Raw genomic sequence first — 6,678 nt, forward strand, 5'->3', positions numbered from 1 at the left:
CGCCGACGACGCCGAAGACTGGAGCGTTCGGGACACGTTCGGCCGCGATCCGCCAGCCGAACCTGGCCCGAACGCACCATCAGCGGCCGGGTCAAAGGCCGCCGCTCAGAGCCGCACGGCCGCGCCGGTCACGCCGATGCCCGAGTCCGGCTCCGCCGGCACCGTCACCGTGAGCGTGCTCTCGCGTCCCATGTCCACGCCCTGATGGATCGTGAGGGTGGTGGGAGGGGAGACGAGTTGGAGCTCACGCAGGTAGCCGCCGAACGCGGCCGCCGCCGCCCCCGTCGCCGGATCCTCGATCACGCCGCCGGGCGGGAACGGGTTGCGGGCGTGGAAGACGGTGGGGGACTCCCGCCGGACCAGGTCGATCGTGGTCCAGTCCCGGCGGGCCATGAGCTCCCCGAGTTCCGCCATGTCGTAGCCCAGGTCCGCCAGCCGCTCCCGGCTCGCGGCGGCGAGGACCGGGTGCCAGGCTCCGGCGAAGGCCACCCGGGGCGGCAGCGCCGGGTCCAGGTCCTCGGCGGACCAGCCCAGGATCGTCAGCAGCCGCGCGAGGTCGGCCTCGTCGAGCGGGACCGTACGCGGGGCGACGCTCACCAGGGTCGCCACGAGGGTGCCGTCCGCCGCCCGGTCCGTGGTGACGGTGACCGGGCCCGCCTGCGTGTGCAGCAGCAGGCTCCCGGTGCCGTGCCGCTCCGCGTGGGCGACGGCCGTGGCGATCGTCGCGTGGCCGCAGAAGGTGACTTCGGCGAGGGGGCTGAAGTACCGGACGTCCAGGGAGCCGTCGCCGGACTCCGTCACGAACGCCGTCTCGGAATACCCGACTTCGGCGGCCGCCGCCAGCATCGCCGCGTCGTCGGCTCCGGTGGCGTCGAGCACCACCCCCGCGGGGTTGCCGCCCTTGGGATCCGTACTGAACGCCACGTAGCGCAATATCTCCATGGTGCCGACCGTAGCGCGCACGGATTCCCCGCGTCCGGGGGATAGTTGGGGAGATCCTGGATGTCCGCTGTACGTCGTCTGCACGCCCCCTGACCAGTGGCACGCGAGTCTGGAGTCACTCCACCGGCTCCGCTCGATCGCACTGGAGAAGCAGACGACCAGCCGCCCCGCCGCCACGTCCGTACGCAAGCGCGTCGCCGTCGCCACCGGCGTGGCCGGCGTAGCCGCCGGCACCCCCGCCCTCGGCGCCGGTGCCGCCGGAGCCGGAGCCGACTCCGCCGCCGGATCCGGGAGCAAGCACAGGAGGCACGCCAAGCCCGACCACCCGCTCGACCTCGAAGCCGTGGCGCCTGGGGCCGCGTCCGAGGGACTCGGCGACCGGCTCATCGTCTTCCCCCGGGAGTACGCGCAGGGCCGCACCTTAATGCTTGAAAGTTGAGTCACCGGGTTCGGCCGTGTGCGATTGTGACGCCGGGCACTTTCTCGCGTGGCCTGTGCCCAGATGGGCATGAGCAGCTCTGGACGGGTGGCCCGGAAGTCTCACCATGCGATATCGCGGAGGGGTTTTTCGGGCGCTCGCTAGACTGAGCCGACCGCAGTACGAAGGCGTATGAGCGGATAGATACGGATTGAGCGAGGAGCGCACGTGGGCCTTGTCGTGCAGAAGTACGGAGGCTCCTCCGTAGCCGATGCCGAGGGCATCAAGCGCGTCGCCAAGCGGATCGTGGAAGCGAAGCAGAACGGCAATCAGGTGGTTGCCGTGGTTTCCGCGATGGGCGACACGACGGACGAGCTGATCGATCTCGCAGAGCAGGTCTCCCCGATGCCTGCCGGGCGCGAGCTCGACATGCTGCTGACCGCCGGAGAGCGGATCTCCATGGCATTGCTGGCCATGGCGATCAAAAAGCTGGGCCACGAGGCCCAGTCGTTCACCGGCAGCCAGGCAGGTGTCATCACCGACTCGGTCCACAACAAGGCCCGGATCATCGACGTCACGCCGGGCCGGATCAAGACCTCGGTGGACGAGGGCAACATCGCGATCGTCGCCGGTTTCCAGGGCGTCAGCCAGGACACCAAGGACATCACCACGCTCGGCCGCGGCGGCTCCGACACCACCGCGGTGGCCCTGGCCGCCGCTCTCGACGCCGACGTCTGCGAGATCTACACCGACGTCGACGGCGTGTTCACCGCCGACCCGCGCGTGGTGACGAAGGCCCGGAAGATCGACTGGATCTCCTTCGAGGACATGCTCGAACTGGCGGCATCCGGGTCGAAGGTGCTGCTCCACCGCTGTGTGGAGTACGCCCGCCGGTACAACATCCCGATCCACGTGCGGTCCAGCTTCAGCGGGCTCCAGGGCACGTGGGTCAGCAGCGAGCCAGTTGTTCGGAAGACGCAAGCGCAAGGGGAAAAGCAGGTGGAGCAGGCTCTCATCTCCGGTGTCGCGCACGACACCTCCGAGGCCAAGGTCACGGTCGTGGGCGTGCCGGACAAGCCGGGCGAGGCGGCCTCGATCTTCCGCACGATCGCCGACGCCGAGATCAACATCGACATGGTCGTGCAGAACGTGTCCGCGGCCTCCACGGGCCTGACGGACATCTCCTTCACGCTCCCGAAGACCGAGGGCCGCAAGGCCATCGACGCGCTGGAGAAGAACCGGGCCGGCATCGGCTTTGACTCCCTGCGCTACGACGACCAGATCGGCAAGATCTCCCTGGTCGGCGCGGGTATGAAGACCAACCCGGGCGTGACGGCGGACTTCTTCACCGCCCTGTCCGACGCGGGCGTGAACATCGAGCTGATCTCGACCTCCGAGATCCGCATCTCGGTCGTCACGCGCGCCGACGACGTGCCCGAGGCCGTCCGCGCGGTGCACTCCGCGTTCGGGCTCGACTCCGACAGCGACGAGGCCGTCGTCTACGGAGGCACCGGCCGCTGATGGCCGACCTCCGACAGGACGCCCGGGCCGGACGGTCCGGGCGTCCGACGCTTGCCGTGGTGGGGGCGACCGGCGCCGTCGGCACGGTCATGCTCCGGATCCTGTCCCAGCGGGCCGACGTCTGGGGCGAGATCCGGCTGATCGCCTCTCCGCGCTCGGCCGGCCGCAAGCTCACCGTGCGCGGCGAGGAGACCGAGGTCGTGGCGCTCTCCGAGGAGGCCTTCGACGGGGTCGACGTCGCCATGTTCGACGTCCCGGACGAGGTGGCCGAGCGGTGGGCGCCGCTGGCCGCCGCCAAGGGCGCGGTGGTGGTCGACAACTCCGGCACGTTCCGGATGGACCCGGACGTGCCGCTCGTCGTGCCCGAGGTCAACCCGCACGCCGTGCGGATGCGGCCGCGCGGGATCATCGCCAACCCGAGCTGCACGACGCTCTCCATGATCGTGGCCCTGGGCGCCCTGCACGCCGAATACGGGCTGCGCGAGCTGGTCGTCTCCTCCTACCAGGCGGTCAGTGGCGCCGGCCGCGCGGGCGTGGACACGCTGCGCCGGCAGCTGTCCCTGGTCGCCGGCACGGAGCTGGGGACCAACCCCGGTGACGTACGGCGGGCCGTGGGGGACAGCACCGGGCCGTTCCCGGAGCCCGTCGCGCTGAACGTCGTGCCGTGGACCGGTACGGCCTGCGAGGACGGCTGGTCGTCGGAGGAGCTGAAGGTCCGTGACGAGTCCCGCAAGATCCTCGGGCTGCCCGGCCTGCCCGTGGCCGTCACCTGTGTCCGGGTGCCGGTGATCACCACGCACTCGGTGACCGTGCACGCCCGCTTCGAGGGCGAGGTCACCGTCGACAAGGCCCGCGAGATCCTCGCCACGGCGCCCGGTGTCGTGCTGTTCGACAACCCGGCCGCCGGGGAGTTCCCGACCCCCGCCGACGTGGTCGGCACCGACCCGACCTGGGTCGGGCGGGTGCGGCGGGCGCTGGACGACCCCACGGCCCTGGAGCTCTTCGTGTGCGGGGACAACCTGCGCAAGGGGTCCGCTCTGAACACCGCGCAGATCGCCGAGGTGGTGGCGGCCGAGCTCTCGTGAGGTCCGCCGCGCCGAAACGTCCCGAGGGGTGTCATAGGCGGCTTGTAAGATCTGTGTAGGACATGTGAGCGGGTCGATGGTCCGGACCACTTGTCCCAGGCGCTTCGGCAGCAAAGAATTGCCTCCCCGTCCTCCGCAACCGTGCGGAGGGCGGGGAGCGTCTTTGCGGTCGCCCTTCGGCCGTGGGAGCGCTTCATCAGGCGTGGGGACGCCTGGAACCGGGCGTGGGGACGTCCGTTCACATTTGGATATAGGGGAAGAGCGGGACGCATGAGGGCATTTGCTGCACCATCGGTTGTGCTGCCTGACGCGGGTAGACCGTCGACGGCGACGGTCGGCGTGAAAGTGACGCCCGGCACGTACAACCCTCACGGGCCTAGGCGTGTCCAACAGACGTGGCAGAGGTACTCGACTTCACCGCGGCCCGCGGAACGGCCCTACGGCCGCCCCGCCCGGCGGCACTCCGACCCCGCATGCCCGGTACGCCCGGTGGCATGCCGGTGATCGCGCCCGTGCCCGCAGCGCGGCCGGCCCGCATCCCGAACCAGCGTGACGGCGCCGAGGACGGTGTCGCGGCCGGTACGACCGTCGACCACCTCACCGAGACCTACCGGGCGCACTACCGCTCGCTGCTGGGTCTCGCCGCGCTCCTCCTCGACGACACCGCCTCCTGCGAGGACGTCGTCCAGGAGGCGTTCATCCGTGTCCACTCGGCCCGCAAGCGGGTCCGCGACCCCGAGAAGACCCTGGCGTACCTGCGTCAGACGGTCGTCAACCTCTCGCGGTCGGCGCTGCGCCGCCGCATCCTCGGCCTGAAGCTGCTGTCGAAGCCCATGCCCGACATGGCGAGTGCCGAGGAGGGCGCCTACGACCAGCTGGAGCGCGACTCCCTCATCAAGGCGATGAAGGGCCTGCAGCGCCGCCAGCGCGAGGTGCTGGTGCTGCGCTACTTCGCGGACATGACCGAGGCGCAGGTCGCCGAGAGCCTCGGCATATCCCTGGGCTCGGTCAAGGCGTACGGCTCGCGCGGCATCGCGGCGCTCCGGCTGGCCATGGAGGCGCCGGCATGAGCGGCGGGGGCGGCGCGGGCCGGGACGGACCCGCAGGGCACGAGCCCGTCGAGCCGGACGCGCCGACGAGGCTGCACGGGCAAGATCCGAAGCAATCGCACGCTGGGAACGGAACTGTGAACCACGGCCCCGACGACCAGAGCCGCGAAGGGCTCGACTCGGACGAGCTGGACCTGCGCACGATGCTGCAGCAGGCGGTACAAGACGTGGAGCCGCGCGACGGCACCCTCGACTACCTGCGCAGGGCGGTGCCGCAGCGGCGGACCCGCAAGCGGCAGGCCGTCGTCGGGATGGCCGCCGCCGCGCTGTTCATCGGCACCGCCGTCCCCGCCCTGGTGCACGTCTCCAACTCCACCGGCTCCGACGCCAACCCCTCGGTCGCCGGCCACGCCTCGGCGACCCAGGGCGGCGGCGCGAGCGAGGGCAAGGGCCCGGACGGCGGTGAGAGCACCTCGGGCGGCACCGGCGGCAAGACCGAGGGCAAGCAGAAGGACGACAAGAAGGACAAGGGCAAGGGCAAGGCCACCGGCGGCGCCTCCACCGGCGCGTCCCAGGGCGCCGGCCCGTCCGCCACCGTGGCCGCCGGCATCGCGGCGTGCACCGCGGCCCAGCTCGGCCCCGCCGCGGGCAGCGCCGCCGCCCCCGACTCCACCGGCGCGGTCTACGGCTCCTTCCGCGTCACCAACGTCTCCGCGGCGAGCTGCACGGTCACCGGCCCCGGCTCGGTGAGCGCGCTGCCGCAGGGCGCGGCCGACCCCGGCAAGGTCGGCTCGGCGCGGCACGTGGCCGGGGACGCGGCGTTCCGGCCTGCCCGACCCGTCCCTGGAGGCGGCCCAGCTGGTGTTCCACCCGGGCGCCGCCTACTAAGCGAAGTTCGCCTGGGTGCCCACGGAGACCTGCCCCCCGCCCGGCGGCAGTGTCGGCGGTCCCGACCCCAGCCCCGACCCCACGCCCTCGCAGGACGCGGGGGACACGGGCGCCACCTCCACCGGCGGCGACACGGGCACGGCGCCCCAGCTGGTCAGGGAGGACGGCACGGTCGACGGGAGCGTCGCGGTGTCGTACACACCGGCGACCGGCTCGGGTGCGGCCTCGGTCACCGTGTCCAACGCGTGCGCGGGGACCGTGTACTGGACGGGCGTGCTGGCGGGCTCGTAGAGCACGGGGGCCCGGCTCGTAGAGCGCGGGGGCGTGGTCAGACGGCCGGCGCCCGCTGCTGCTCCTCCTCCGGGACCAGACCCAGCTCCGCGTCCCGCGCGAACTCCACCTCGCGGCGCAGCAGCCGGAACCACATGAAGATCACGAAGCCGACGAAGGCGAACCATTCGGCGGTGTAACCGAGGTTCTGGAACGCCTTCAGGTCCAGCCCCGAGTCCGGCGGGGCGCTCGCGGGCACGGCCTTCATGCCCGAGTCGCCCTTGCTGAGCGTGACCCACGCGTCGTACACGTCGTACGGCACCAGGTTGATCAGTGACGCCGCGCTGATCGCCGCGGTCTGCCCGGACGGCAGGCCGCCCTGCGCGCTGACGCCGTTGTCGCCCGGGCTCTCGGAGGCCTGGAGCGCACCGGTGACGGTGACCTCGCCGGTGGGCGGGGCGGGCGCCTTGTCCGCGTCGGCGGCACCCGGGAAGCCAGCCGCGCA

Annotated in this window: 5 protein-coding genes and 2 pseudogenes; 4 read left to right on the top strand and 3 right to left on the bottom strand. The window is 71.8% G+C overall.

Annotated features, from left to right (window positions below):
• Positions 1-105 precede the first annotated feature (105 nt).
• The gene (locus tag SSQG_RS21000) at positions 106-942 is read right to left on the bottom strand and encodes a PhzF family phenazine biosynthesis protein (protein ID WP_039933272.1); all 837 of its coding nucleotides are present in this window, start codon (positions 940-942) and stop codon (positions 106-108) included.
• 322 nt (positions 943-1,264) lie between these two features.
• Positions 1,265-1,354: pseudogene (locus tag SSQG_RS42830) on the bottom strand (response regulator transcription factor); the annotation flags it as partial.
• Positions 1,355-1,588: 234 nt separating this feature from the next.
• On the opposite strand from SSQG_RS42830, the gene SSQG_RS21010 reads away from it, so the two are divergent.
• The 4 genes from SSQG_RS21010 (at position 1,589) to SSQG_RS43700 (ending at position 6,194) form a co-directional block, all read left to right on the top strand.
• A complete protein-coding gene (locus SSQG_RS21010; protein ID WP_003991839.1) occupies positions 1,589-2,881 on the top strand; it encodes an aspartate kinase in 1,293 nt (430 codons plus the stop codon).
• Complete coding sequence (locus tag SSQG_RS21015; RefSeq protein ID WP_003991840.1) at positions 2,881-3,966, top strand: aspartate-semialdehyde dehydrogenase; 1,086 nt, start codon at positions 2,881-2,883, stop codon at positions 3,964-3,966. Before SSQG_RS21010 ends, SSQG_RS21015 begins: the two co-directional genes overlap by 1 nt.
• 494 nt (positions 3,967-4,460) lie before the next feature.
• Positions 4,461-5,036: a SigE family RNA polymerase sigma factor gene (locus SSQG_RS21020; protein ID WP_039933275.1), complete on the top strand. Its 576-nt coding sequence runs from the start codon at positions 4,461-4,463 to the stop codon at positions 5,034-5,036.
• Between the two features lie 882 nt (positions 5,037-5,918).
• Positions 5,919-6,194, top strand: a complete 276-nt coding sequence (locus SSQG_RS43700) for a hypothetical protein (RefSeq protein WP_338117280.1) — start codon at positions 5,919-5,921, stop codon at positions 6,192-6,194.
• A gap of 37 nt (positions 6,195-6,231) precedes the next feature.
• On the opposite strand, the pseudogene SSQG_RS21035 reads toward SSQG_RS43700, so the two are convergent.
• Positions 6,232-6,678 (bottom strand): annotated as a pseudogene (locus SSQG_RS21035) (SURF1 family cytochrome oxidase biogenesis protein); the annotation flags it as partial.

The sequence above is a fragment of the Streptomyces viridochromogenes DSM 40736 genome (genome assembly GCF_000158955.1).
In the GTDB taxonomy this organism is placed as follows: Bacteria; Actinomycetota; Actinomycetes; order Streptomycetales; family Streptomycetaceae; genus Streptomyces; species Streptomyces venetus.

What these genes read in the sequence shown, in the direction of transcription:
- SSQG_RS21020 (WP_039933275.1), top strand. Translation starts at nt 4,461, where the DNA reads ATGCCGGTGATCGCGCCCGTGCCCGCAGCGCGGCCGGCCCGCATCCCG.
- SSQG_RS21000 (WP_039933272.1), bottom strand. Translation starts at nt 942, where the DNA reads ATGGAGATATTGCGCTACGTGGCGTTCAGTACGGATCCCAAGGGCGGC.
- SSQG_RS21015 (WP_003991840.1), top strand. Translation starts at nt 2,881, where the DNA reads ATGGCCGACCTCCGACAGGACGCCCGGGCCGGACGGTCCGGGCGTCCG.